The following is a 21,124-nucleotide window of genomic DNA, read 5'->3' on the forward strand; positions in this document are numbered from 1 at the left end:
GATGAGGCCGAGTTGGTCGCCGACTACCTCGATGGCGACGGCGGCGGTGAGGTCGCCCCGGAGGTGCCCGCGCCGGCCGCGCCGGCCGAGGACCAGGCGGCGCGGCCGGTTGAGCATGGGGAGGTGTGACCGTGCCTCGTTCCCGGATCTGTCTCGGTGGTTGTGATCGGCGGGTTGGCCGCGCGCATGCCTGCCCGGCGTGCTGGGCGCGGCTGCCGGAACGTCTGCGCGGGCCGATCGCCAGCGCTCGGCCCAAGACCCGCGCGTACTCTGTCGCGCTGCACAACGCGCACGAGTGGTTCGCGGAGAACCCGCCCCGGGGCACCTCGGGTCGGAGGTTCGTATCGTGATCGTGATCCAGGGTGGCGGCGTGGCCGAGTACAGGATCTTCCTGGTCGGGTGTCACGACGTGACCATGCTGCACGTCGAGCTGTCACCGACCGAGGCCGCGTTGATCAGCCAGCTGTCCCGGATGTCCCGCGAGGCGTCCGAGAACGACTGCCAGCCTCGACTGTCCATTGTGAAGCGTGACCATCCCGAACTGGACCCCGAACTGGACAAGGTTGTGAGCATCGACGAGCAGAACCCCGTCACGTCCCCCTTCGGTGATCGTGCCCGCCTCGGCCTCGTGGGAGACGTGGTTACAGACCCGCCTCGGCGGGCTCGGGGGTTCGGAGGTGGCGGCGGTGTGCGGGCTGTCGCCATGGGCGACGCCGTATCAGGTGTGGCTGGAGAAGACCGGCCGCGCTGACCCCGAGCCCGACCTGGCCAGCCTGGAACGGATGCGGTGGGGCCTGGTGCATCGGGAGGTCGAGTAGTGGTCGACCAGGCCGACACCGTCACGCTTCCCCGCGTCGCATACCAGCGGCTGGCAGCCGACGCGGGGTCGTGGCGGTTGCTCAACCGGTCGCCGCACGTGGCCGAGCTGCTCGCCGAGTGGATGGAGTGGGACACCCGCCGACAGTCACGCGAGTCCTCATGGGACATCTCCGCGTTACGCGGTCGCTGGAATCACCTTACGTACGCGGAGCTGGAACGGCGTCGCCGGCTTGTCTCCGTCCTGTCCTGCGCCCGATGCGGCACGGCGGTGGAGATGGTCCACCCGTTCCTCGACGAGGACTGGAACATGCCGTCGATCCGGTGTGGACGTTGTGTGGAGAGGACGGCAGTGTGAGGGCAGGGCACAGGGGAGAAACACCGGCCGGCGAGGATCCGGAGCCTGGGGACGTTCGACGAGGCACCGCGGTGGTGCCGTTCCCACGCGAGATGCACACCGGTCAGTTGCGGATCGCGGAAAGGTTCGTTGCCGCCTACGCGCGCCGGTTATTGTTCGTGCACGGCGTCGGCTGGCACACCTGGTGGGGCACCCACTGGGTCGAGGACCGCGACGGAGAGGCCCGCCGGGCGGTGGTGAAGCTGTTGAAGGACCTGCGGCACGAATCGGTGGAACTGGCCAAGGAGGAGCGGGACCGGCTCTTGGCGGATGTGCGGAAATGCGAGTCGGCCGGTGGTGTGACCGGAGTGCTCGACCTCGCGAAGTACATGCGGCCGATGACCGTCTCAGCGGAGGGCACCAACGCACGCCCCGAGCTGTTCAACGGGCGCAACGGCACCCTTGACCTGGAGACTGGTGAGATCCGGCCGCACGACCCGGCCGACACGATCACCCAGTGCGCTGGCACGATCATCGAACCCGACGCGGTGTCCGAGCTCTGGGACGGCTTCCTGGAAGCCGTCCAGCCCGACGAACAGGTGCGTGCCTACCTCGCACGGGTGTTCGGGGTCGCCATGCTGGGCCGGGTACGGGAGCACACACTGCCGATCCTCACCGGCACCGGCGGCAACGGCAAGTCGGTGTGTGTGGACGCGGTACTGGCGGCGTTCGGCAATTACGGCATCACCGTCGACCCCAGGCTGATCATGCGCACCAAGCAGGACCGGCACGCGACCTATCTGGCAGACCTGCACGGCGCCCGGCTCGTCGTGACCTCCGAAACGAACGAGGGCGAGGTGCTCGCCGCAGCCACCGTGAAACGTCTCACCGGGGGCGACACGATCCGCGCGAATCGTATGCGGGAGAACACGTTCGAGTTCGCCCCGTCACACACACTCATCTACATCACCAACCACACCCCACAGGTGTCCGCAGACGACCGGGCGCTGTGGCGGCGGCTGTCGGTGGTGCCGTTCGACGTCACCGTCACCACCCCGGACGTGAAGCTGCCCGAGAAGCTCAAGGCACACCTACCCGCCGTGCTCGCCTGGGTCTACCGGGGATGGCTCGACTACCTCGGGCAGGGCATGAACCCGCCAGCGGCCGTTCTGGAGCGGACAGAGACCTACCGCAGCGAGTCCGACCCGCTCTCCCAGTTCATCACCGAGGAGTGCGTCACCGGACCCATGATCAAAGTGAAGGCCAAGGCGCTGTTCGAGACGTGGGCGATGTGGGCGATGCGTAGCGGTCAACAGCCGATGACGCAGAACGAGTTCGGCAAGCGCATGGGCGATCGATTCGAGCGCAAGCGCGGCAGCGGTGGCGCCTACCAGTACGTCGGGATCGGGTTAGCGGCTGACGAGGACGAGGCGGCAGGACTGCTCTGACCAGCAGGAGTGAACCTTGTGAACCTTCATCCGGTTAAGCCGCCATGTATGTGTGTGCGCGCGGGGAACAAGCACAAGGTTCACAAGGTTCACTTCCTCCACTTAGGACATACATGATGGAAGGACTGACCACCATGCAACCTACGGAATACGCGCACCCGCCCGCACATGTGGCCCGCGCGGCCCCTATTCGGCCCGCCGGGGCCGCCCGGCCCGGCCGCGCCGCCCGGCCCGCCACGGGCCAGATGTGCGGCCGGAATCAGCCACCCCACCCCGGCCGCGGCGTCGTCGGCCTGTACCCGCTGAGGGGGTGCCACATCTGACGCGGAGCCGTTCTGAGATCGGCCGGGCGAACCGGGCACGGGGGATCGCCACCGAACGCGACCTCGCCCGCTACCTACGGTTCACCGGCTGGCCCACCGCCGAACGTGAACAAGCCCCCGGATGGTCCACAGCAGACCGATCCAGCCCCGACACCGGGGACATCCGCAACACCCCTGGCCTGTGCTGGCAGGTCAAATCCACCCCCGAGCTGACCGGGGAGAAGCTGGCCACCGCCATGCGGCAGGCAGCCGATCAGGCGGTCGCGGCCGCCGCCGACTACGGCATCGTCATCCACCGCCGCGCAGGCAAGGCCAGCCCCGGCCTGTGGTGGGCGTACCTGCCGTTGGGTGGCCTGACCGCGTTGCTGACCGGGCAGAACGGGTTGCCGACCGCCGACCCCGTGCGGAACGCGCCGGTTCGGCTCGCGCTCACCCACCTGGTCCAGCTGCTGCACCGCGCGGGCTACGGAACCCGGACGGCAGCATGAACGCCCGTCGAGACCGAACCACCACGTCGCCCGCTGAGCGGATCTACATCGCGGTGTGCCTGCTCGGCGCGGTCGCCCTGCTGGTGTTCGCGGTCGTGTGGGTGGGGTGGCTGGCATGACCGACCGAACCTGTGTGACCAGCTGCGGGCGGCCCACCGCGGACTTCCTTTGCGCAGGCTGCGTGGCCGAGCTGGTCGGCGCGCTCCGCGAACTGCCGGACCTGCTGGCCGAGCTGGACATCACGCTCAGCCGCCAGGACACGCTCGTCGCCCCTGGCGCGGCCAGCCGCCGCACCAGCATCCCATTGCCGTTCCGCCCTGAGGCCAGTGCGTTGGCCAGCTCGGCGGCGACCACAATCACCACCTGGGCACGGGACGTGCACGAGCAGAACACACACCTGCGCCCACCCGCCGGCACCACCACGGACGCGGCCGTATGGCTGACCCGGTGGCCGAACCTGCTCGCGATGCACCCGGCTGCCGACGAACTGCACGCCGACCTCACCGGCTTGGCCGACCAGATCCGCCACCGCGTCGACCGCCGTCCCGACCGCGTCTACAGCGGACCTTGCGGCGCACCCACTGAGGAAGGGCCATGCCCAGGCCACCTGTACGCGCACGCCGGGGCCGGTCTCGTCGTCTGCCCCGTGTGCCGCGCCGGACACGACGTGGCTGAGCGTCGAGAGTGGATGACCGACCGCGCCCGGGACATGCTCCTCATCGCGCCGGTCGCGCTCGGCTGGGCACGACTACTCCTGGACCACGTCATCCCACCCGGCACCTGGCGGTCCTGGCTGTCCAGACGACGCATCCCCACCCGCGCCACCGACCGGTTCGGGCGCGCCCTGTACCGCTTCGGCGACGTCGTCGACCTCGTCACCGACCACCTCAAACGCCGACACGTCGCATGACCGGCTGCCCGACTTGACGCCCCCTGACCTGCATGCAACAGTAGAGCTTGAAATCTGGGGTAGTCTAACCAACGACAAGAGCCCGATCTCCACGCATGTGAGATCGGGCTCTTTGCGTATCCACCTATCCACACACGACAACCGTGATCTCCGCGCGTCCCCCCAACGCGCGGACCAATGCGCGGCGCAGCTCCCCACTCCCCAGGTGAGCTGCGCCGCGCCCAGACGAGGTTCCACAACGCATTGCGCTCATTTGGCCTGACGTTCCCGATCCATCAGAGCCCTGTACTCCAGAACCACCTGTTCGCGCAGGACGATGCCGACGTTGCCGACCTTGACGGCCGGCAGCTTGTCCTCGTCGATCAGTTGCCAAACCCGTTGACGGACGACCCCGAGGATCTCGGCGGCTTCGGTCATCCCGATCAAGCGTGGAATCTCCGGGTCTCGGCGCACTGACGGGCTCCCCTCGGCTGGATCAACGACACCCAGGATCGTGCCATCGTCCGCCGCGAGTTTGTCCAACGGTGTCAGTTCGTGCTCAGCCGAGGTCATCGTGAGCCGTGCCAGGGCCGGGTGATCTTGCGGATGACATAGGCGAGGAAGGCGTCACGGTCGGTTGCGCGTAGCTCGCTGGAGATCTTGACCAGTGGTTCGAGCGTCTCCTCCAGCGCGGAGGCCCGCTTGTCCGAGCGTTCCATCTGGTCCCGGCGAAGTGTGGTCTCGGCGGCCCGGTGGCGGGCCTCGACTCGGGCGCGTAGCTCCTCGTCGTCGTGCTGGCGTTGGTAGACCGGATTCCCGTGCAGGGTTATACGGGCAGTCTCACCTTCCTGATGTCGGGTCACCTTGACTGTGTACTCGCTGCCCACCGCCGGGCGACCGGTCGGACCGAAGTACAACTCGTTGTCGAGATCGTCGTTGGGCAGGGGTAGCCAGGCGTGGATGCGCTTGCCACTTCGACCGATGCGTGTTCCGGCGAACAGCCAGGTCTCCTCAACGGGGTCGGGCTTGGTCATGATCAGGTCTCTCCTCGGTTGATCGGTGTGAGTGAGCCGCTGATGTTCGTGCGGAGCGTGCGGAGCAGTGCTCGGGTAGCGGTTGCGGCGTCCGCTGATGGCGGGATGCCGTGGTGCTGTTGGAAGGCGGCGGCCCAGCGGCGTTCCAGTGCGTTCCACCGGTTGGCGTCGATGAGCGGGGCGCACCTGGTGCAGGCCGCCCAGCCACCTTGGCTGTAGTCCCAGCCAGTCACGTCGCCGGGCACGTTAGGTGCGACGAAGTCGCGGACGGGCAACACGAAGGTGGGCGACTCGTCGTTGCAGAAGTCGCATCGGCCGCCGGCCCAGTCCGGCGGGGCTGGCCTGGGCACGACCGGGTGGTCATCGGGGTCTTGGGCGGTGTGCAGATAAGTTGCGCCCTGTGCACTCATGTGGATGTCGAGTGTGCGGTTGCAGGTCGTACAGATCAGCTTGGTCATGCGAACCATCTCGGAAAGTGGTCCTGGGCGACGGCGAGGACGGCGGTTGCCAACCCGGCAGGGTCCGGGTGACCGTCCCTGATGGACACAAGAGCCGCGAGCATCAACTGGTCCACAACGGCGTGGGTAAACCGCAAGTCCGTGCGATCGTGCTCGGACAACCAGACCCGCATCTCCTCGGCGTCGAGTGCTACAAGGGCGTTCTCCAGGCGGACCGGACGGGCCGGGGCGACCGGTCGGCCGCGTTGCCGGCGACCGCACCCGGCGTGACCACAACCCCCACAGAAACCGCCGGAGGTGCACGCACAACCGCATCCGGCCGTCATGGCAGGTCTCCGTATTCCTCAAACACGGCCACGTTGTCCGGCTCGATGACGGCGTAGGCCACGGTGCCGACTCGGCCGTCGATCCGGAGCCAGCACCGAGCGATGTCGCTGGCGGCGTTGCGCGCCCACGACAAGCTGGGGACGCCGTCTGCCGGCTCGAAGCTGTTCACCGCGATGAACACCACTCCCGGCACGGTGAATACGGGCTGCCCGACGAACCAGATGCCGTACTGCTTGTCCGGCTGGTACATCGGGACCACGGCGAGGTCAGCAGCCGGCTCGGCCGCGAGCAACGCCCGCGCGTGCCGGACCGATCGGGCCGTGGGCCACCAGCGGACCGTCAAGTCTTCCGCAGGGTCCTTGGAGCCGGTCACGACCAGCCCTCCTCATCGGCGATCTCCACCAGCAGGGCTGCCGCGTTGGTGTCAGCGATCAGCTCGCGAACAGTCATGTGGGACAGGGCCACCACCTCGGGCGCGGTGAAGTCCACCCACGAGTCCGGGTGACCCACGCGGGCTTTGCTCACGGCCGCACCGCTGTGCAGACGCGCGACCCGCAGTCGAGTCTCGGCTTCGAAGTCGGTGACGCCTCCCGGGCTGTGCAGGCTGTTCTGGCCGGTGACCTTGGCGACGACGGAGCCGGATGGCGCTTCGCCGCTTTCCACAGCCCGGAGTTCCGCGACGACGTCACCTGACGGGCACCCGTCGACCCACCCGCCGCTGACGGGCGAGCCGACCCACCGCTTCGGCCGGTGGGTCAACCGCCAACCGCCGAGGACCTTCGTGACGACGCCTCCACCGACCGGGATCTCCCGCGAACACACCTCGCAGGCCCCCGGCCGTCTGTTGGCGTACTGAATCAGTTTCCTATTCATTCGACATCTCGTTCCTCTCCCTGATCGACTTCCGCCAGGCACGCCCCGCACGTGCCTCACGGGAATCGATCAGGGCTGCGGGAAATTGACGGCGAAAATGCCCTCGGGTAGCTCATCCATGAGAACGCCGACCTTCCAGAAGTGCATGAGACCGGTCCGCGACCGCACACGAAGAAAGAGGTCCCGCACGTCGTCCGTGTTCTGCCCGAAGTGACCGTTCCGGTCGCAGATGTTCCGCGCCGTTCCATACACCGTGTCGCCATTGAGCAGCCGAGCTACCGGCTGGTTGCCTTGCGCGGCACGGATGATGTCCGCCAAGTGACAGGCATCCTGAACCGTCATGATTCGATCCGACATTAACCATGTCTCCCTGTGACTGGAGCCGGGTGGGATGTCGCCGAATCTACCGAACTAGAGGATCCTCTAGTCAATATTCAGACATTATGATACAGGTCACAATTAAAACTAGTAACACTAGATGGTCATCTAGTCGATAATGGAGGTGTAAAACCGCAAGACAAACAGCAAGGGAGCAACCGTCGTGGGACATGAGTTGGAAGAGTTGGCCGATGGCCGAACCGCATTCGCCAGTGCCCGGGTGCCTGGTTGGCACCAGTTGGGCTATGTCGCTCCGGGGCTGATGACTGCCGCTGAGATCATGGACAAGGCAGCTCTGGGGGGCTGGAATGTCCGTAAGTCGCTGGGGATCGCTGCCGTGATCCCGTCTGGCCGGTGCTTGGAGTGTCGGAGGGCTACCGGGGCCAAGCACACCCAGAAGTGCCCGGTGCCGGCCGACCCGGACCGGGGCAGCACCGACCTGGTGGTGACCGAGTACGACACGGCGACGCTGGCGGAGGCTCCGGGGTGGTACTCGACCCTTCGGACCGTGCCGCTCTCGGGTGAGGTTCAGGTGCTCGGGGTGGTCGGGGAGGACTACACCCCGGTGCAGAACGAGGAGCTGGCGGAGTTCCTGACCGCCATCGTTGAGCAGTCCGGGGCCGTGTTCGAGACCGCCGGGAGCCTGCGCGACGGCGAGGACGTGTTCATGACTCTCAAGCTGCCGGAGGGAATCAAGGTCGGTGGGGTCGATGACGTGGAGCTGTACCTGGCCGGGTTGAACTCGCACACGGGCCGCCGCAAGCTCCAGGTGATCACCACCCCGGTCCGGGTGGTGTGCGCCAACACCGAGCGTGCCGCTCTGGGGAGCACCAAGAGCAACTACACGTTCCGGCACACCCCGGGGATCTCCGGTCGGATCGAAGAGGCCAAAGAGGCTTTGAAGCTGACTTTCGACTGGTCGAAGGTGTTCAAGGCCGAGGCCGAGAACATGATCAAGACCAAGATGGCCGCCCGGAAGTTCGACGAGCTGGTCAAGGCCGTCTGGCCGGAGAAGTTCACCGGACCGACCACAGAGTGGCGCAAGCCGCAAACCGACCAGTGGGACACCCTGCAAGGGCTGTTCAAGTCGGCCGACACGCAGGAGAACATCCGGGGCACCGTCTGGGCCGGCTACCAGTCCATTGTGGAGTATCTGGACTGGGAGATCCCGGTGACCGGCACTGAGGACGCCGCCGAGATCACCAAGACCAGGGCCACCCGCTCGTTCGGGGGAGCCTACGACGGGCTCAAGCTGGACACCTTCAACCTGTGTCGGGACATCGTGGCCGCTAAGTGAGCCCTGCCGGACCCGTCCGGCCGTACCCCTGCCTCGTTCCCGGGGTGGGGGTACTGGCCTGTCTGCCCCTGGAGGTCTGCCCGGTGCCGTTCCGTGCCGTTCCTGCCTGCACCACCCCGGGGTGTGGTGATCCCGGGGTGAGCCGGTCGGGTCGGTGTCGAGGGCATGACCGGGAGCATGCCGCCCGGGTGCAGCTCGACCAGCAGGGCTACAAGACCCCAGGACACCGGGTGTTCCGTGCCGGCGTGCTCGACCGGCACCCAGTGTGCCAGTGCCCCGACCAAGGTTGCCCGTCGCACCGCGGTCAGCCGTGCGCCGCGCCGTCGACCGTCGCTGACCACTGGCCGCTCACCCGCCGTCAGCTGGTCGCGTGCGAGCTGGACCCGGACGACCCGAGTAGGGGTCGAGGGCTGTGTATGGCCTGCCACAACCGGGCCACCGCCCGCACACCCGCGACCAGAGGCGAAGGCCGATGACCACAGTAGACACACAAGAGACCACAATGGACCATCAATTGACCACAGTGGACAGTAGAATCCGGTTGAGCTGCGCCCAGGGGGTGGACCCTCCCCCCGGCCTAGCCCAGGTGAGTGCTAGCAGGCTCGTGGGGGTGCCGACAAGTTTCGAATCGGCCCGGACGCGGACAGGGGTGACGCCTGGTGGCCATCAACCCGGCGGCTGATCAGACCGCGCCGATCGTGATCGACGGGGCGATGCCCTCGACCGAGGTCCGTGCCCAGCTCGCCCGCGACGGGCAACCGGTGCAGCTGGCCTTCTCCCGGGGCAAGGACAGCCTGGCCGCGTGGCTGGCGCTGCGCGACGCCGAGGTGGAGGTGCGGCCGTTCCACCTGTACCTGATCCCCGGCCTGGAGTTCGTGGACGAGTCGCTGGCCACCTACGAGCGGTTCTTCGGCACCCGGATTCCGCAGCTGCCGCACCCGAGCCTGTACCGGTGGTTGAACGTGCTGATGTTCCAGCCGCCGGAGAGGATCCGGGTTCTCGAGGCGGCCCAGCTGCCGGAGCCGGAGTACACCGATATCTCCCGGCTGCTGTGCGAGCAGGTGTTCGACCTGGATCCGGACCAGATCTGGACCGCGGACGGGGTACGTGCCGCGGACTCGCCCAACCGGCGGACGGCGATGAAGGCGCGTGGTCCGTGGCGGGAGAGCGTGCGGAAGGTGTCCCCGGTGTGGGATTGGCGCATCCGCCACGTCCGCGAGGCCCTGGCCAAGCACTCGTGCCCGCTGCCGCCGGAGTACGAGTGGTTCGGCCGCAGCTTCGACGGCCTCGACCTGCGGTTCCTCGCCCCGATCAAGAAGCACCGACCCCGCGACTACGAGCGGATCTTGGAATGGTTCCCGCTCGCCGACCTGGAGCTGTTCCGTGCCCAACTCTGATCCCACCAGTGATCCCACAGGCGACCCGAACGCTGACCTTCTCGCACAGCTCTCCGCCCAGGCCGCACCGGCAGGAGACATGTCCGACGAGGACCTCCTCGCGGTGCTCAACGCCGAACCGGAGCCGGACCCGCTCGCCGAGGTGGACTACACCGGCGACCTGGAGACCGACGCCAGAGCCGAACTCAACGCCGTCCAGCAGGCGTTCCGTGACCGGGCCAAGCGGGAGGAACAGCGGTTCCTCCTCGCCACCGACTCCGAATACTGGTCCGTCCTCTGCTTCAAGACCCGCGAGGACAAGGAACGCTTCCTGACCCGGGCGAAACTGTTCGCGATCGGCGACAAATACCTCGACGGCTACGCCGTAGCCCGCGTGCTCGGCATTCCCATGGACGACGACTAAGGAGGGAGGAAGCATGCGCCGTGCTCTTGGCCGGATGGCCCGTGGCGTTGCTCGCGCGTTCGGCCGCCGCGCCGCCAGCGGGCGACGGGGCCGCAGCTCCGGCACCTGACCCGCCCGGGAAGTACAGTGACATACGGCGACATGACCGGGATCCGCCCGAGGACTTCCACAGGCGGATCCCGGGGTTCTCATGCCGTCAGATAAGGCCAGTCTGGCGATACAGTTCGGACAGCTTGTCGATCATCAGGACGGCCAGGAGTAGAAGTTCGGTGGCGGGTTGCGGCCCGCCACCGGACCCTCTCCGCCTCCTGCGTGTCGCCATTTCTCACCTCCCTTCAGGTCACGAGCCACCTTATGCGCGCTCGATGGCTATCGGGGATATCGCGCCCATCCGCAGTGCGGATTGTGATCTTAGATGTAACTCGTTACGTCGTAACGCGTTACGACGTAACGAGTTACGTAGCGCCTGCTACGACGCGCCGAGGCGCAAGACGTTTTATACGCACAGATTGGCGGAACTTCCGCAGGCTTTGTGCCGCTTGTCGACGGATGCTCAATTGGGTCAATCCGAGTGACAAGCCGAGGTTGCGGCGAGAAATCTCACCCCGGTTTGCTTGAGCATTAGCTAGGCGCTCTGCTCGTCAACAGTCACAGCCGCTGGCGAATCCCACAGGGGGTGACGATGGGCAAGCGTGGACCAGCACCCAAGCCGACTGCCCTGCGTGTCCTGCACGGTGATCGGAAGGACCGGATCAACGACCAGGAGCCGGTCCCACCCGAGGGAGAGATCGTCCCGCCGGAGGAGATCTCGCCGGACGCTCGCCAGGTGTGGGAGCGCCTCGCGCCGAGCCTGATCGCGTGCGGGGTGCTCACCGCGTGGGATGTGGACGCGTTCTGGATGGCCTGTGAGGCGCTGGCACGGTACCGCCAGGCGACCCGTCTGGTGAACGGCTCGGCGTTGCTGGTGCAGGGGCCGAACGGGCTGACCAAGAACCCGGCACTGGTGGTGCTGCGCGAGGCCGAGACCTCCTTCGCGCACTTCGGCGCCCGGTTCGGGCTCACGCCCTCGGACCGTAGCCAGCTGAAGATCGACGCGCCCGGTACCGGTGGCAAGGGCCGGGGTGCCGAGCGGCTCCTCTCGTAGCCGGCCACCCGCGCGCACTTCGCGTCCGCCGGTCTGCGGGTACACCCTCGACGACCGGACCTGCCGCAAGCGCGGGGATCACTTCTGCCGGCCGCGAGCCGAGCACGCCGTGGCGTTCTGCCATGAGTTGTGTCGGCACACCAAGGACAAGTGGGCACGTCGCCCGTTCATCCTCGCGACCTGGCAGCGCTGCGACATCATCGAGCCGCTGTTCGGCACGGTGGTCTGGGATCCCGAGTGGGAGTCCTACGTCCGGCAGTTCCAGATCGCCTGGATCGAGGTTGCCCGCAAGAACGGCAAGTCCGAACTGCTGGCGTTCATCGCGCTCTACCTCCTCGTCGCAGACGGGGTGGAGGGCGCGGAGATCTACGGCTGCGCGATCGACCGGGCACAGGCGAGCAAGGTGTTCGACGTCGCCGCGCGGATGGTGCGGCTGTCCCCGGTGTTGTCGGCGCGGCTGGTGGTCAAGGACCACATCAAGCGGATCATCGACGAGTCCACAGGCTCCTACTACGAGGTCGTGGCCGCCGACGCGGCCGGCAACCTCGGGCACAACCCGTCCGGGGTGATCTTCGACGAAGTCCTGACCCAACGGGACAGCTCGCTGTGGGACGCGATGCGCACCGGCATGGGCACCCGCGCCCAACCACTGATCGTCGCGGCGACCACGGCCGGCGACGACCCCGCCAGCTTCGCCCGATCCGAGCACGACGAGTGCGTCCGCATCCTCGACGACCCCGACCGCGCCAAGCACCGGTTCGCCTACATCCGCAACGTCCCCGAAGACGCCGACCCGTGGGACGAGACGAACTGGCAGTTGGCCAACCCAGCTCTCGGCGACTTCCTGTCCGTACGCTCCCTACGGCAGGAAGCCGCCGAGGCCCAAAACGACCCGTCCAAAGAGAACGCGTTCCGTCAGTACCGGCTCAACCAGTGGGTCCAGCAAGCCCACCGCTGGATGCCGATGCACCTCTACCGGCGCTGCACCGGCACCCCCGCATTCTCATCCGAGTGGCTGCGCGGCGAGTTGGCCGGTCGCCGCGCCTACGCCGGCCTGGACCTGGCCGCGAAGCTGGACATGACCGCGTGGGCGCTGATCGTCCCGGACGGCCTGGACGACGGGGCCGCGTCGATGCTGTGGCGATTCTGGCTTCCCGAGGCCGCCGTCGCGTTCCTGGACAAGCGCACCAACGGGCGGGTGTCGCAGTGGGCCGACGCCGGCTGGATCACCGTCACCCCAGGGGACGTCATCGACTACGACGTGATCTACGCCGACATCACCACGGACTGCAAGGCGTTCCGGGTGATGGCCGCCGGCTACGACGAGTGGTCCGGCGAGCCAGCCCGGCAGGCGATCCAGAAGCGCACCAGGTTGGACATGGTGCCGATCCCGCAGACGTTCCGGGGCATGACCTACGGCATGACCGAACTCATGGCTCTCACCAAGTCCCGGGGCTGGGCGCACCACGCCAACCCGGTCGCCGAGTGGTGCTTCGACGCGGTCGAGGTCCGCCACCCACCCGGCGACGCCGACCAGCTCCGACCCGACAAGCCCGACCGCAATGCCGTGGGCAAGCGCATCGATGCAGTGCCAACGGCCGCGATGGCGGTCACCCGCTGGCGCGAGCTAGCGGTCAAGCATGCGCGGCAGGGGCGCATGGTGGTGCGATGAGTTAGAGGTGAGTATCGCCTCGGGGGACGCTGTCCCTGATGATAAAGCCCTCGCCTGGTGGGGTGCTGCCTTTGAATTCGTTGTCGACCATGATCGCTTCCGGCCACACCTTGGGGTCGGCCGGTGGCGGCTTTGGCACCTCGCTGCTTGGTCCAGCGGAAGCCTGAGGTGGTGGGGTGGTCCCGCCTTGATCGTCGCTCATGTCACCCAGTTAACAGGATGCACGCCACCGTGCATGCGAAACCCGCCGAGAGCATCACCAGTGAAACGAGCCAGACGCGCGCCCGGCCCTCGGCACCCTCGTTGTTGTCCCGGTAGGCAGCGGCCTTGCTGACGATCAACTGTTGCAGGACGTGACCCGTGCTCTTCTCCAGGTCACGGGCGTGCCTCTCAAGTTCGGCACCGTCGATGTCTGAGCCGCGAGCGACACGGTTCACGACCAACGAACAAACCGCGGTCGCCCCGTAGAACACGTACGCCAGCAGAGCCAGCAAGGTGGACCATCCCGTCCTGAACGGGTCGTTAGCGGCCAAGACCGGTGCCGCGACGAGAGCGAGAGCGCCGACCGCACTCGCCTTGGCCTCGATCCGACCGAGCACCTGGTCCTGACGGAGCAGCCGTGCGCTCAGTTCCGCGTTGATCAGCTCCCACTTCGCCTCGTACGTGTCCTTGTCCTGCTCAGCCATGACCGAAGCGTAGAAGCCCGGTCCACCGGTCAGGAACAAGCTCCGCCTCGACAAGCCCGATCGCAACGGCCGTGGGCAAGCGCATCGACGCCGTCCCTACCGCCGCGATGGCGGTCACCCGCTGGCGTGAACTCGCGCAGAAGCACGCGCGCAGCGGGCGAATGGTGATTCGTTAATTGGGGACGTACACCTTCGAGGGATTGTTGAGTTGATCGCACGACACGAAGAAGTGTGACAACTGCGGAGCGTTCCAGACTTTCAAGATCATGAACTTGTGCTCCTCGTTGACCGGCAGGTCTATGCCGTCGGGTATGTATCGGAGGAACCCGTCGGGATATCCGTTGAGGTCGAGTCGTATTCCGGTTGCATCGGCGTCACCTTTGTTGACCAGGTAGAAGATCGCATTCTCGCCTCGGTGTATCGCGAACGATGGTCGTCGCGCAGCTTCGGCTTCTGCGGCGTCCTTCTGTTCCTGCTTCCTGTCCAGGCGCTTGTTGATGCGCTGGACGGCCAGTGTTAGCCCGCTGCCGAGGAGCGCGGTGAACACGGGCAGGGAGATCTGTAACCAGACAGGCATGGCTAGGTATCGCCCGCTGCGCAGGTGGCGTTACGGCAGGAGTCGGGGGTGTCCTGGTGGCGGTCGGTGATGAGCTGTCCCTGGTGGACCGGCAGTGGCTGACACGGTTGACGAACGCGCATAACTACGAGGTGCCGGAGTTGTGGCGGTTGTTGAACTACTACGAGGGTCAGCAGCCGTTGTCGTACCTGCACCCCGAACTGCTGACGACGCTGGATGATCGGGTGCGTCAGTTGGTGATCAACTGGCCGCGTCAGGTGGTCGACGCGCTGGAGGAGCGGATCGACCTGGATGGGTTCCGGATTGGTGGGCAGTCGGCCATCGACGAGGACCTGGATCACATCTGGCAGTACAACGATCTGGACGCCGGCTACCAGCAGGCCCATGTGACCTCGATGGTGGGCAAACGCGCGTACGTGATCGTGGGCGCTAACCCCAACCCGGCCGACGCGGACTTTCCGATCATCACGGTGGAGTCGCCGCTGGAGGTACACGCCGAACTGGACCCGGCCACCCGCCGGGTCGTAGCCGCCCGCAAGGCATGGACCGACCGGCAGCTGGACGACACGATCCGCTACTTCCAGACCCTCTACCTCCCCGACGTCACCGTCACCTACGCCGCCGATGGCACCGGGTGGCGCGAGATCACCCGCGACGAGCACGGCCTGGGCGAGGTTCCCGTGGTGCCGATCGTCAACCGCCCCCAGCTCTGGGCACCGCTGGGCACGTCGGAGTTGACCGACGTGATCCCGCTGTCCGACGCCGCGTGCAAGATCGCCACGGACATGATGGTCAGTGCGGAATTCCACGCGATGCCGAGGAGGTGGGCGCTGGGGTTCGACGAGGACGACTTCACCGACGCGGCAGGCAACAAGGTCAGCCCGTGGCAGACCATCGCGGGCAAGATCTGGTCCACCATCAAGAACAAGAAGGACGACGGGGTCGAGGTCGGCCAGTTCCCCGAGGCCGACCTACGCAACTTCCACGAGACGCTGCGGGCGCTCGCGGTCATGGTGTCCACGGTGTCCGGTCAGCCTTTGCACAATCTCGGCTACTCCAGCGACAACCCGGCCAGCGCGGACGGCATCCGTGCCGCCGAGGCCCGACACGTGAAACGGGCCGAACGCCGGATCCGCGGCTTCGAGCAAGCCTGGGAACGGGTCATGCGCCTCGCGCTACTCGTGCGCGACGGCGAGGTGCCGCGCTCGTCGCGGTGGATGGAAACCGTGTGGGCCGACCCCGCGACCCCGACGTTCGCGCAGAAGGCCGACGCGGTGGTCAAGCTCTACCAGGCCGACAAGCTCGTTCCACGCCGGATGGCTCGCCGCACGCTCGGGTACACCGGCCCGCAGATCGCGGACATGGAAGCCGAAGACCGCGAAGCCGCCGAACAAGCGCAACGGCAGACACCGCCGCAGCCGGTCCCGACGCCACCCGCCCCGACCCAGTCTGACGCACCCGCACCCGCGCCCGCTGGTGGGCCGGTGCAGCCTCAGCCGGCCGCCGCCTGATCCACAGACCACAGCCCCCGCGCCGCACGGCACCACGGGGGGCTGCGTCCATCCGCGCCGCACGGCGCATTCACCCATCCACACCCGGATGCCGCACGGCGTCCGGCGATCCCGCACGGGAGCACACCCATGACCAACCCCATCGACGACGCCAACACTGGCCCCACCGACAACCAGCCCGCGCCGGCTCCGGCCGAGCCCGGTACGCAGCCTCCCGCGACCGATCCACAGCCTCAGCCTGAGGAATCCACACCGGACTACCAGAAGCTGTACGAGCAGCTTCAGGGGCAGGCCCGCAAGTGGGAGACCCGCGCCAAGACCAACGCGGACAAGGCCAAGAAGTGGGACCAGACCGAGGCCGCCAACCGCACCGAGGCCGAGCAGGCCACCGACCGGGCGAGCCAGGCCGAGGCCCGCGCCCAGACCGCGATCACCGCCGCGGTCAACGCGGAGATCCGCGCCGCTGCTCTCGGATGGGCCAACCCCGCCGACGCTCCCCGCTACCTCGACGACAAGACGAAGTACGTCGGCGAGGACGGCGAGATCGACACCACGGCCATCGCCGAGGACGTCGCGGCAGTGCTCACCGAGCGCCCGCACCTCGCCGCGCCCAGCGCGGAGAAGCGGCGGGGGCCGAGCCCGGACCCCGCCCAGGGGTCACGCGGGACCGCGACGGTCGCCGAGCAGATTCGCGACGCGGAGAAGCGCGGGGATCACCGTGAGGCGCTGCGGCTCAAGACCGCGAACATGCTCGGCGGTAACCGCTGACCTGGTTGCTCTGGCGGTTGTTTGGCGTCGTCTCCAGCCCTTGAGGAGACGCGATGCCCGGCATTACCGGGATGATCACCAGTTTCAACACCCCCAACTACCTGGGCGAGCTGTTCGGGTTGACCCCGACCGACACGCCGCTGTTGTCCGCGATCGGCGGGCTGACGGGAGGCCAGTCGACGGACTCTGTGATCTTCACCTGGCAGACCTACGACCTGCGGGCACCGGATGCCACCCGGCAGCGGTTGGAGGGGGCGGACGCCCCGCCGCCCGAGGCCCGCACGAGGCTCAACGCGTTCAACGTGGTGGAGATCCACCAGGAGGCGCTGTCCATCTCCTACACCCGCCAGGCCGCGACCGGCCAGTTCGCCGCCACCGGGTCGGCGGTGCCCACCTCGGCCGGGGTGACCGGGACGAACCCGGTCGGGGACGAATTGACCTGGCAGTCCCAGCGGGCAGTGGAGCAGATCGCCCGCGACATCGAGCAGACCTTCATCTCCGGCACGTACGCCCAGCCGGCCGACAACGCAACCCCGCGCCGTACCCGGGGTCTGTTGCAGGCCATCGCAACGAATGTGATCACCAGCGCCAACCCGGCCGCGCTCACTGAGACCATGATCTTGGACCTGCTGCAGATGGTGTGGACCAACGGCGGGATCACCGTTTCCGAGACGGCGACGTTGATCTGTGGTGCGGTGCAGAAGCGCAAGCTGACCAAGATCTTCATCACCGACAAGGGCTACGAGGAACGCACCCGCAACGTCGCGGGGGTCAACCTCCAGACGATCGAGACCGACTTCGGTCTGCTGAACATCATGCTCAACCGCTACATGCCCGCCGACCAGATCGCGGTCTCCTCGTTGGACGAGCTGGCCCCGGTGTTCCTGCGCGTCCCCGGTCGGGGGTTCCTGTTTGCCGAGCCACTGGCCAAGACCGGCGCAAGCGACCGATTCCAGATCTACGGCGAGGTCGGCTTGCGGTACGGCAACGAACGTTCCCACGGCAAGATCACCAACCTCACCGCCACCCCCTGATCGGAGAGCACTCCATGAAGTTTGTGTGCGAGACGCATCCCGAGCTGTGGATTCACGACATCGGCGTCAAATTCGAGGACGGCCAGGTCGACGTCACCGACCAGAAGACCATCGCCGTCCTGCGCAAGCTCCCCGCCGAGCTGGGAATCCGCGAGGCTGGAAAGTCCGAACAGGACTGACCGGACGTGGCACCGATCCTGTTCACCGCGGCCACGCTCACCGCGCTGTCCGGCCGCACCGTCACCGACGAGCAGGCCGCCGCGATCCACGCCTGGGTGGTCACGGTGTTGGAAGGCGAGATCGGTGTCCTGTCCGACCCTGCCCTGCCCGGCGTGACCGGGGTGGCCGTCGAGCTGGGCGTGGCCGCCGTGCCGGCTCCGGGCGGGGCGGCGTCGACCAGCCTCGGTTCGTTCTCGACCACCTACACCACCGGCACGGCCGGTGCCGCGCTCACCCGCGAGCAACGGCACCGGTTGCGCCGGGCGGTCGGCAAGAACCAGACGTTCAGCATCGGCACCACCTGACCGCCTCGCAGCACTCACCGCAGCCATGACAACGCCTCTGGGATGCGCCACACGGTGATCAGCACTATGGCCCCAGTCAGCCACCGGAACAAGATCCGCACACCCGGGTTGAGCGTCAGCATGGTCACGCTGAATCTCACCGCCCACGCCGGCCGCCGCCGGTTGACGTCGTTGCCGTCCATCTCGCCCCCAAGTGTCGGATAGCTTCGCGGTTGTAGGGCGTACCAGAGCCGAAGTCGGGCGGTTACACAAGGCCACTGCTCGAACCGGGAGGGGTAATAGCGTTCCGTAGGCAACCTTTGAATCACGTCCCTTACCTCGAAAGCGTCCGGAGAAGGTGCACCGAGTACCGGGCTTCGGTTCACTCACACCGACGATTCTCGAACTACTCGCTTGGCGTGCCATCGATTCCGCATCAATGTTCCTGAACACCTACAACGTCGTTGCGGAGACGAAAAGTGCAACTTGGCCCGATCCCCACTGCGCTGCTGCCGCACACCGTCACCATGCGCCGATACGAGGGCAGCGGCCCGTACGGCGACGTGTTCGGTGAACCCACCATTCACCGGGCGTTCGTCGAGGATCGCCGACGCCTCGTTGTCTCAGCCAGCGGCGAAGAAGTCGTCAGCGAGACCACCGTCTACACCGGACCAGACGCGGCGGTGCCGGTCGGGTCGCAGGTCACCGTCTGGCAAGGCACCTCGCACGAGCGTATCGCCCGCGTGATCACCGCCGGCCACTACGAGCATCCCGGCTCGTGGTCGCACCTGGAGATCGCCCTTACCTGAGGAATCGGAGGTCCAGCCATGGCTAGGAAAATCCGTGTCGACTGGCACGGTGACACTGTCTCCCGCCAGGTCCGGCGCGGTGCCGACCGGGGCGTGGCGGCCGGTGCCGAGCACGTCCGAGACGTGGCAGTCGACCGTGCGCCCCGGCGGACCGGTGCACTGCACACGAGCGCCCGCACCGTCCAGGAACCGGGCACCGCGACCGCGGCCGTGACGTTCGACGCGGACTACGCGGTGTACCAACACGAGAACCTGGACTACCAGCACGACGACGGCGGCCCGAAGTTCCTAGAGACCGCCATGGTCAGCGAACGGGGCACGGTGGCCAGGCTTGCGCAGGCCGAGATCCGGCGAACCCTCGAGACGTGAGCTGGACCGCTGATCTGGCGCACGGGCTCGCGCTGCTCCTGGCCGCTGCTGGTGTTGGCGTGTATCGGCCGGGCGGGGTGTACCAGGATGACGAGACCGGCATCGTGATCGGCTTCGTGCCAGCCGCGCCGCCGCGCGTGGTGGTGCTGTCCTGTTATGCCCTTGCCGATGACGTCGACCAGGCCGACAGCCTGATCGGTCTCCAGGTCCGGGTACGCGGTGCCGGCCCGGACCCGCGCGACGCGCTCGCCCTGCTTGACGCCGTGTTCGAGGAACTGCACGGCGCTACCCACCTCACCCTCGCCGGCGTGGTCGTGCACCTGGTCGAGCGCACCGTCTCCGCGCCGATGGGCCGCGACGCCAACGGCCGCTACGAGCACGCCGACACCTACCGCCTCACGGCGCATCGCCCCACCCGCCATCACATCTAGGAGAACTGCGATATGGCCTTACGTTCGTTGCTGGCCAAGGATTGGCTCCTCGAAGTCGACACCCGCGCGTCGGATGCGGCTGAGCCACAGTGGACCCGGGTCAACGGCCTGACGTCGTTCACCGAGTCCACCGACGACAACTCGGAGGACGACGCGTCGTTCGACGACAACGGCTGGGGTTCCTCGGAGGTGACCCAGCGGACGTGGTCGATCGAGGCCGAGGGCCGCCGCAAGCGCACCGACGCACAAGCATTCCAGCCTGATCCCGGACAGGAAGCGATCCGCAAGGCCAGCCGGGTCGTCGGGATCGGCGCGGCCATCGCCGTGCGCTGGTATCGCCGCGACGGAGCGCCGGACGCGTTTCAGGGCATGGCCAACGTGACCGGGTTCACCCGAGGTGGTTCGGTGACCGATTTGGAGCCGTTTAACTTCACCCTCAACGGCAAGGGCATCGCGACCGAGATCGCCAACCCCGCGAGCTCCACCCCGACCGCCGCGTTCGCCGACGCGTCTGTGAGCGAGGTGGACTGACATGGCGTTCAAGGATCTCGGTGACCTGCTCGACGCTGGTCTGTCGTTGCCCTACAAGGGAAAGACCTACCTCGTGCCGCCGGTGGACGCGGAGACCGGGTTGCGGTTCCAGCGCTTGGCCGAGGTCGCCGCACAGCTGGCGCAGGCCACTGAGACCGGCCAGGAGCTGGACGCGGTGGTGCTGGATGACGCGGGTGAGGTTGACCTGTACCGGGATGCGCTCGGCCCGGCCTACGACGCCATGATCGCGGATCGGGTGCCGTGGCCGATGCTGAAGACGGCCGCCGTGACCGCCTGGCTCGACGCCGCCGTGTCACGCGACGCGGCAGAGGCGTACTGGAACGCGGCCGGCGCACCGGACCCGGAAGCGCTGGCCGGGAATCGGGCGAGCCGTCGGGCGGCCCGATCGACCCGGCAACCGGGCTCCGCGAGTGGTACGACCCGCACCCGCAAGGCCACCACGGCGGCGAAGGCGACGGGTACACGTGGGCGCAGATCCTCGACCACTGGTACCTGATCGAGGCCGACCTACACCAGCTCTACGGCATCGACGTCGAGTCCGGGATCCTGCGTGCCCGCTCCTGGCGCTGGCTACGCACCCGTATCACGGGTCTGCTCGCG

Annotated in this window: 30 protein-coding genes; 22 read left to right on the forward strand and 8 right to left on the reverse strand. The window is 67.3% G+C overall.

Going from position 1 to position 21,124, the window contains the following annotated elements; genetic code table 11:
• Nucleotides 1-346 precede the first annotated feature (346 nt).
• The 7 genes from ACYVIP_RS32965 to ACYVIP_RS32995 all read left to right on the forward strand — a co-directional run bounded on the left by ACYVIP_RS32965 (nt 347) and on the right by ACYVIP_RS32995 (nt 4,322).
• Nucleotides 347-751, forward strand: a complete 405-nt coding sequence (locus ACYVIP_RS32965) for a hypothetical protein (protein ID WP_460403698.1) — start codon at nt 347-349, stop codon at nt 749-751.
• A complete protein-coding gene (locus ACYVIP_RS32970; RefSeq protein ID WP_460403692.1) occupies nt 696-818 on the forward strand; it encodes a hypothetical protein in 123 nt (40 codons plus the stop codon). The genes ACYVIP_RS32965 and ACYVIP_RS32970 overlap by 56 nt, the downstream gene beginning before the upstream one ends.
• Nucleotides 818-1,174: a hypothetical protein gene (locus tag ACYVIP_RS32975; RefSeq protein ID WP_460403530.1), complete on the forward strand. Its 357-nt coding sequence runs from the start codon at nt 818-820 to the stop codon at nt 1,172-1,174. The genes ACYVIP_RS32970 and ACYVIP_RS32975 overlap by 1 nt, the downstream gene beginning before the upstream one ends.
• Nucleotides 1,175-1,245: 71 nt before the next feature.
• Nucleotides 1,246-2,601: a DNA primase family protein gene (locus tag ACYVIP_RS32980; protein WP_460403532.1), complete on the forward strand. Its 1,356-nt coding sequence runs from the start codon at nt 1,246-1,248 to the stop codon at nt 2,599-2,601.
• Nucleotides 2,602-2,911: 310 nt separating this feature from the next.
• On the forward strand, nt 2,912-3,412 hold the full coding sequence (locus tag ACYVIP_RS32985; protein ID WP_460403534.1) for a hypothetical protein: 501 nt from the start codon (nt 2,912-2,914) through the stop codon (nt 3,410-3,412).
• Nucleotides 3,409-3,531: a hypothetical protein gene (locus ACYVIP_RS32990; protein WP_460403536.1), complete on the forward strand. Its 123-nt coding sequence runs from the start codon at nt 3,409-3,411 to the stop codon at nt 3,529-3,531. Before ACYVIP_RS32985 ends, ACYVIP_RS32990 begins: the two co-directional genes overlap by 4 nt.
• On the forward strand, nt 3,528-4,322 hold the full coding sequence (locus ACYVIP_RS32995; protein WP_460403538.1) for a hypothetical protein: 795 nt from the start codon (nt 3,528-3,530) through the stop codon (nt 4,320-4,322). The genes ACYVIP_RS32990 and ACYVIP_RS32995 overlap by 4 nt, the downstream gene beginning before the upstream one ends.
• A gap of 249 nt (nt 4,323-4,571) precedes the next feature.
• On the opposite strand, the gene ACYVIP_RS33000 is transcribed toward ACYVIP_RS32995, so the two are convergent.
• The 6 genes from ACYVIP_RS33000 to ACYVIP_RS33025 form a co-directional block, all read right to left on the reverse strand.
• Nucleotides 4,572-4,874 carry a helix-turn-helix domain-containing protein gene (locus ACYVIP_RS33000; RefSeq protein WP_460403539.1) on the reverse strand — a complete coding sequence of 101 codons (303 nt, stop codon included), beginning with the start codon at nt 4,872-4,874 and terminating at the stop codon, nt 4,572-4,574.
• Nucleotides 4,871-5,335, reverse strand: coding sequence for a hypothetical protein (locus tag ACYVIP_RS33005; protein ID WP_460403541.1), 465 nt, complete (start codon nt 5,333-5,335; stop codon nt 4,871-4,873). The genes ACYVIP_RS33000 and ACYVIP_RS33005 overlap by 4 nt, the downstream gene beginning before the upstream one ends.
• 2 nt (nt 5,336-5,337) lie before the next feature.
• Nucleotides 5,338-5,793: a hypothetical protein gene (locus ACYVIP_RS33010; protein ID WP_460403543.1), complete on the reverse strand. Its 456-nt coding sequence runs from the start codon at nt 5,791-5,793 to the stop codon at nt 5,338-5,340.
• 322 nt (nt 5,794-6,115) lie between these two features.
• Nucleotides 6,116-6,493 carry a hypothetical protein gene (locus tag ACYVIP_RS33015; protein WP_460403545.1) on the reverse strand — a complete coding sequence of 126 codons (378 nt, stop codon included), beginning with the start codon at nt 6,491-6,493 and terminating at the stop codon, nt 6,116-6,118.
• Nucleotides 6,490-6,879, reverse strand: coding sequence for a hypothetical protein (locus tag ACYVIP_RS33020; RefSeq protein WP_460403547.1), 390 nt, complete (start codon nt 6,877-6,879; stop codon nt 6,490-6,492). Before ACYVIP_RS33020 ends, ACYVIP_RS33015 begins: the two co-directional genes overlap by 4 nt.
• A 183-nt stretch (nt 6,880-7,062) precedes the next feature.
• Nucleotides 7,063-7,335: a hypothetical protein gene (locus tag ACYVIP_RS33025; protein WP_460403549.1), complete on the reverse strand. Its 273-nt coding sequence runs from the start codon at nt 7,333-7,335 to the stop codon at nt 7,063-7,065.
• Between the two features lie 256 nt (nt 7,336-7,591).
• Between ACYVIP_RS33025 and ACYVIP_RS33030 the strand changes: the two genes are divergently transcribed.
• From ACYVIP_RS33030 to ACYVIP_RS33050, 5 genes are all read left to right on the forward strand, one after another.
• Nucleotides 7,592-8,668, forward strand: a complete 1,077-nt coding sequence (locus ACYVIP_RS33030; protein WP_460403551.1) for a DUF932 domain-containing protein — start codon at nt 7,592-7,594, stop codon at nt 8,666-8,668.
• Nucleotides 8,669-9,327: 659 nt separating this feature from the next.
• A complete protein-coding gene (locus tag ACYVIP_RS33035) occupies nt 9,328-10,065 on the forward strand; it encodes a hypothetical protein (protein ID WP_460403553.1) in 738 nt (245 codons plus the stop codon).
• A 79-nt stretch (nt 10,066-10,144) separates the two neighbouring features.
• Nucleotides 10,145-10,468: a hypothetical protein gene (locus ACYVIP_RS33040; RefSeq protein ID WP_460403555.1), complete on the forward strand. Its 324-nt coding sequence runs from the start codon at nt 10,145-10,147 to the stop codon at nt 10,466-10,468.
• A gap of 682 nt (nt 10,469-11,150) precedes the next feature.
• Nucleotides 11,151-11,612 carry a phage terminase small subunit P27 family gene (locus ACYVIP_RS33045; protein ID WP_460403557.1) on the forward strand — a complete coding sequence of 154 codons (462 nt, stop codon included), beginning with the start codon at nt 11,151-11,153 and terminating at the stop codon, nt 11,610-11,612.
• A 109-nt stretch (nt 11,613-11,721) separates the two neighbouring features.
• On the forward strand, nt 11,722-13,284 hold the full coding sequence (locus ACYVIP_RS33050; protein ID WP_460403559.1) for a terminase large subunit: 1,563 nt from the start codon (nt 11,722-11,724) through the stop codon (nt 13,282-13,284).
• 203 nt (nt 13,285-13,487) lie between these two features.
• Here the strand turns inward: ACYVIP_RS33050 and ACYVIP_RS33055 are convergent, their stop codons facing one another.
• Complete coding sequence (locus ACYVIP_RS33055) at nt 13,488-13,970, reverse strand: hypothetical protein (RefSeq protein ID WP_460403561.1); 483 nt, start codon at nt 13,968-13,970, stop codon at nt 13,488-13,490.
• A 172-nt stretch (nt 13,971-14,142) separates the two neighbouring features.
• A complete protein-coding gene (locus ACYVIP_RS33060) occupies nt 14,143-14,517 on the reverse strand; it encodes a hypothetical protein (RefSeq protein ID WP_460403563.1) in 375 nt (124 codons plus the stop codon).
• 86 nt (nt 14,518-14,603) lie between these two features.
• Between ACYVIP_RS33060 and ACYVIP_RS33065 the strand changes: the two genes are divergently transcribed.
• The 10 genes from ACYVIP_RS33065 (at nt 14,604) to ACYVIP_RS33110 (ending at nt 21,020) form a co-directional block, all read left to right on the forward strand.
• Nucleotides 14,604-16,058, forward strand: coding sequence for a phage portal protein (locus tag ACYVIP_RS33065; RefSeq protein WP_460403565.1), 1,455 nt, complete (start codon nt 14,604-14,606; stop codon nt 16,056-16,058).
• Nucleotides 16,059-16,187: 129 nt separating this feature from the next.
• Entirely contained in the window at nt 16,188-16,826 is a 639-nt protein-coding gene (locus ACYVIP_RS33070) for a hypothetical protein (RefSeq protein ID WP_460403567.1), read from the forward strand.
• Between the two features lie 53 nt (nt 16,827-16,879).
• The gene (locus tag ACYVIP_RS33075; protein ID WP_460403569.1) at nt 16,880-17,860 is read left to right on the forward strand and encodes an SU10 major capsid protein; all 981 of its coding nucleotides are present in this window, start codon (nt 16,880-16,882) and stop codon (nt 17,858-17,860) included.
• A gap of 14 nt (nt 17,861-17,874) precedes the next feature.
• Entirely contained in the window at nt 17,875-18,039 is a 165-nt protein-coding gene (locus ACYVIP_RS33080) for a hypothetical protein (protein ID WP_460403571.1), read from the forward strand.
• A 6-nt stretch (nt 18,040-18,045) separates the two neighbouring features.
• The gene (locus ACYVIP_RS33085; RefSeq protein ID WP_460403573.1) at nt 18,046-18,384 is read left to right on the forward strand and encodes a hypothetical protein; all 339 of its coding nucleotides are present in this window, start codon (nt 18,046-18,048) and stop codon (nt 18,382-18,384) included.
• A gap of 458 nt (nt 18,385-18,842) precedes the next feature.
• Nucleotides 18,843-19,172: a hypothetical protein gene (locus ACYVIP_RS33090; protein WP_460403575.1), complete on the forward strand. Its 330-nt coding sequence runs from the start codon at nt 18,843-18,845 to the stop codon at nt 19,170-19,172.
• Nucleotides 19,173-19,190: 18 nt separating this feature from the next.
• Nucleotides 19,191-19,541: a hypothetical protein gene (locus ACYVIP_RS33095; protein WP_460403577.1), complete on the forward strand. Its 351-nt coding sequence runs from the start codon at nt 19,191-19,193 to the stop codon at nt 19,539-19,541.
• Nucleotides 19,538-19,972 carry a minor capsid protein gene (locus tag ACYVIP_RS33100; RefSeq protein ID WP_460403579.1) on the forward strand — a complete coding sequence of 145 codons (435 nt, stop codon included), beginning with the start codon at nt 19,538-19,540 and terminating at the stop codon, nt 19,970-19,972. Before ACYVIP_RS33095 ends, ACYVIP_RS33100 begins: the two co-directional genes overlap by 4 nt.
• Nucleotides 19,973-19,984: 12 nt before the next feature.
• Nucleotides 19,985-20,503 (forward strand): phage tail tube protein, encoded by a 519-nt coding sequence (locus tag ACYVIP_RS33105; protein ID WP_460403581.1) that lies wholly within the window; start codon nt 19,985-19,987, stop codon nt 20,501-20,503.
• A 1-nt stretch (nt 20,504) separates the two neighbouring features.
• On the forward strand, nt 20,505-21,020 hold the full coding sequence (locus ACYVIP_RS33110; RefSeq protein WP_460403583.1) for a DUF7426 family protein: 516 nt from the start codon (nt 20,505-20,507) through the stop codon (nt 21,018-21,020).
• Nucleotides 21,021-21,124: the final 104 nt, after the last annotated feature.

It is taken from the genome of Actinophytocola sediminis, from assembly GCF_054779715.1.

What these genes read in the sequence shown, in the direction of transcription:
- ACYVIP_RS32990 (WP_460403536.1), top strand. Translation starts at nt 3,409, where the DNA reads ATGAACGCCCGTCGAGACCGAACCACCACGTCGCCCGCTGAGCGGATC.
- ACYVIP_RS32995 (WP_460403538.1), top strand. Translation starts at nt 3,528, where the DNA reads ATGACCGACCGAACCTGTGTGACCAGCTGCGGGCGGCCCACCGCGGAC.
- ACYVIP_RS33000 (WP_460403539.1), bottom strand. Translation starts at nt 4,874, where the DNA reads ATGACCTCGGCTGAGCACGAACTGACACCGTTGGACAAACTCGCGGCG.
- ACYVIP_RS33005 (WP_460403541.1), bottom strand. Translation starts at nt 5,335, where the DNA reads ATGACCAAGCCCGACCCCGTTGAGGAGACCTGGCTGTTCGCCGGAACA.
- ACYVIP_RS33010 (WP_460403543.1), bottom strand. Translation starts at nt 5,793, where the DNA reads ATGACCAAGCTGATCTGTACGACCTGCAACCGCACACTCGACATCCAC.
- ACYVIP_RS33025 (WP_460403549.1), bottom strand. Translation starts at nt 7,335, where the DNA reads ATGACGGTTCAGGATGCCTGTCACTTGGCGGACATCATCCGTGCCGCG.
- ACYVIP_RS33040 (WP_460403555.1), top strand. Translation starts at nt 10,145, where the DNA reads ATGTCCGACGAGGACCTCCTCGCGGTGCTCAACGCCGAACCGGAGCCG.
- ACYVIP_RS33045 (WP_460403557.1), top strand. Translation starts at nt 11,151, where the DNA reads ATGGGCAAGCGTGGACCAGCACCCAAGCCGACTGCCCTGCGTGTCCTG.
- ACYVIP_RS33055 (WP_460403561.1), bottom strand. Translation starts at nt 13,970, where the DNA reads ATGGCTGAGCAGGACAAGGACACGTACGAGGCGAAGTGGGAGCTGATC.
- ACYVIP_RS33070 (WP_460403567.1), top strand. Translation starts at nt 16,188, where the DNA reads ATGACCAACCCCATCGACGACGCCAACACTGGCCCCACCGACAACCAG.
- ACYVIP_RS33075 (WP_460403569.1), top strand. Translation starts at nt 16,880, where the DNA reads ATGCCCGGCATTACCGGGATGATCACCAGTTTCAACACCCCCAACTAC.
- ACYVIP_RS33080 (WP_460403571.1), top strand. Translation starts at nt 17,875, where the DNA reads ATGAAGTTTGTGTGCGAGACGCATCCCGAGCTGTGGATTCACGACATC.
- ACYVIP_RS33095 (WP_460403577.1), top strand. Translation starts at nt 19,191, where the DNA reads ATGGCTAGGAAAATCCGTGTCGACTGGCACGGTGACACTGTCTCCCGC.
- ACYVIP_RS33105 (WP_460403581.1), top strand. Translation starts at nt 19,985, where the DNA reads ATGGCCTTACGTTCGTTGCTGGCCAAGGATTGGCTCCTCGAAGTCGAC.
- ACYVIP_RS33110 (WP_460403583.1), top strand. Translation starts at nt 20,505, where the DNA reads ATGGCGTTCAAGGATCTCGGTGACCTGCTCGACGCTGGTCTGTCGTTG.